1 protein-coding gene is annotated in these 2893 nt (G+C 67.7%); it reads right to left on the reverse strand.

Going from position 1 to position 2893, the window contains the following annotated elements; translation table 11 throughout:
* Positions 1-2893, reverse strand: a 2893-nt coding sequence (locus ACFUJR_RS39020) for a hypothetical protein (protein ID WP_383451282.1), incomplete at both ends; no start/stop codon positions are given.

A 2893-nucleotide genomic window follows, 5' to 3' on the forward strand; every position in this document is an offset into this window, starting at 1 on the left:
AGCAGGCCGCGGCCGGCGAGCAGGCCGCGGGTGCGGGCGTGGTAGTGGTGCTGGCGGTAGGGGACCACACCGTCGGCGACGTGGGAGACGACGATACGGCCGTGGCTGGATTTCTGCCGCCCGGCGTCGTCGTGCAGGGCGCGGGCCTGGCCCAGGGTGAGGGCGGTGCCCAGGAGGGTGCGGGCCTGCTCGGGTTCGTGATGGTTGTTCAGGCCGGTCAGGGCGGCGCCTTCGAGGATGCCGGTGACCAGGGCCAGGCCGAAGGGGTCGGTGGCGATGCCGAACAGCTCCTTCACCAGGGCCGGGATGTCGTCGCCGGTGTAACCGGGCTGTGAGCGGGCGTGGAGGGTGGCGGCGACGACGTAGCCGGTCTGCTGGGCGGGCGTGGCGTTGACTCCCGGCGACCTGACGCTTCCGCTGGTGCTGGTGCTGGTGCTGGTGCTGGTGCTGGTGGGCTGGGGTGCGGGGAGCCGGTGGGGGGCGGCTGTCTTCATCCACAGTCCGGTGGCGGTGAGAGCCTCGGTGTTGAGTTCGCCGGTACCGAACAGAAGCTCGCCCACGTGCTGGGCGGTGGCGTCGGGGTCCTGGGCCAGCATCTCGACGACCGTTCGGCGCATCTCGGCGCGGAGACCGCCGGACGGGGCAGGACCGCCGCGCAGGCCCAGGGTCTCCAGCAATCCCCAGATGAACGACTGGTAGGCATGGGGCACATGCTCGTGGGAGAAGATCTCGACCGAGGTGGAGTGCGGGCTGGCACCCGCGCCGTTGACGGATTTCTGCAGCTCGAACTCACCCACGATCGCCGCCATGTTCCGGGCCACCGAGGAGCCCAGCCGGTAGGCGGGCCGCAGCCCGGCCGCGGCCAGGACACCGAGCACGAAGTACCGGCGCGCGGTGCGCCCGATGGGCGAGGTCGCGTGCCACACCATGGGCGGGTGGACGCTGGTGTGCGGAGCCCCGCTGAACACCAGCTCCGTCAGCCGCCCGAGACCGAGTTTGTGCCCGGTCCGGATGCTGGCGGCCGCCCGCCAGATGGCGTAGTCGATCCGCTGCTGCAAAGTACTGCCGACACCCGGAGCCGCCATCACCGGCGCACCGTGGAAGGACACAAGCCGCTGAGCCAGCACGGGCAGCCGCGTGGAGATCACGCCACGGTCAAGCAGCCGCATCATCTGCTCCGCCACCACCACCTGCGACGGAAACACCCGCCTGGTCCCGAACGCCTTCTCGGCGATCTCCGCCGGGTCGTCCACGCCCCGATCCATCAGTCCCCGAACCCGCTCCAGGACTCTCCCGCGCACGCTCCCGGCCGTGACCGGCGCACCGATCAGCCCCAGCGCCTGCAACCACGACGTGCCGGCATGATATCTCGTAGACTGGCTCTGGCGCGTCTCCTCTGTGACATTCTCGAAGCCCATCTGGGCGCTGATGTCCTCACCGGCATCGACGGCTTCCCATATCTCGTCGAAGAAGTCTTTCATGACGCGCACCACTTGGCGTTTGCCGAGCTGGGCAGGGCGGTAGGATTCCAGCCCGAAAGCCTCCAGCCAGCCAGCCAGGAGAAACCGCACATTGCCATTCCGGAGTGAGCTGGAATCCGGGTAGACGGTACGGAGGAGGTCAACGGGGCGGTATCGCCCTGTCCGGACGAGGGAATCTGCCGCGGTGAAGATTGCCAGGTCGATACGGCGGGCCAGTTTCTGCGGCTCGGGCAGCTTGTCCCATGCCTCCTTCACCCTCCCGCTGCTGCCGGGCCCGGGAATCGCGGTGGGCCGCCTTTCGCCGACGGAATCCACGATGATCTGCGCCAGCCCTGGGAACTGCGGGTCCTGCAGGTTCAGGTCCGCACGGAGCAGTTCTTGGACGAGTACGACCTGGTCGATGCCTACCTGCTCGGTTCCCAGGAGCCCGGCCGCGATGGTGGCCGGATCCGAGCTGCCGGAGCGGTCACGTTCCTCGCGGGCGGCCAGCGCGAGCCGGTAGCGGACACCACCTTGGAGGAGCGGTGAGTCATCCAGCCCCCAGCCCGCATATATGGCGCGGAAGGTGGTACTGCGCCACTTTTCGCCAATGTTGCCTTGATTCTCATCCTCCCGTTCTTCAGCATCCCGATTCAGGGGAAACTTTCGAGCGAGGTGAACGAACACAGGAACTTTGAACCGCCTTGTGGAGTTGTGCATTTCATCAGCCAGTGGCTTGAACTGATTGAAATCCTTCCCTGAGACGGGCAGTGCGCCGGTGAGGCCGGCGGCCATTAGCCAGCCCATTACCATCTCGTAACGACTTCGCCGGGCTGGCTCGGCTGATCGGCTCCGGTCCTCTCTCCATATGGAGGACGCCACGGCGTCCAGGATAATTTTTCGTTTCCCGCTTTTGTGGACGATGGTGTGGGCGGCGCTCCAGATGGCGTAGTCGATTGCCTGGGTCAGTGTGGGGTTTTCGGGGAGTTGGGGTTCGTTGTCGCCCATGAGGGTGGTGATGAGGAGTGCGGTGGCTTGGGCGGCTTCGGGGGTGACTTTGAGGGCCGGGGGGGCGAGGTATGCGGCGAGGGCGAGGTGGGTGGCGAGGAGGGCGGGGGTGGGGTGGGGGCCGAAGAGGGTGGTGGCGATGGCGTGGTAGTCGAGCCGGTGGGTGTTTTGTGCTTCGGCTGCTTCCCGCGCGCGAGTGAGGAGGTCGGCGTAGGCGTTGGGAGTGGTAGCGGGGATGCTGGTGCTGACCGTGGCGGCGGTGGCGGTGGCGGTGTCGGTGGCGGGGATGCTGGTGGCTGTGGGGTCTGGGGTGGTGGTGTTGCTGGTGGTGGGTGGGTTGTGGCGGGTGAGGTAGGCGAGGGTGCGGTGCCAGGTGTCGGCGAGGGCGATGGCTTGGGTGCGGGGGAGGTGGGGGAGGATGTTGG

Source organism: Streptomyces sp. NPDC057271, assembly GCF_042668715.1.
Lineage (GTDB): Bacteria > Actinomycetota > Actinomycetes > Streptomycetales > Streptomycetaceae > Streptomyces.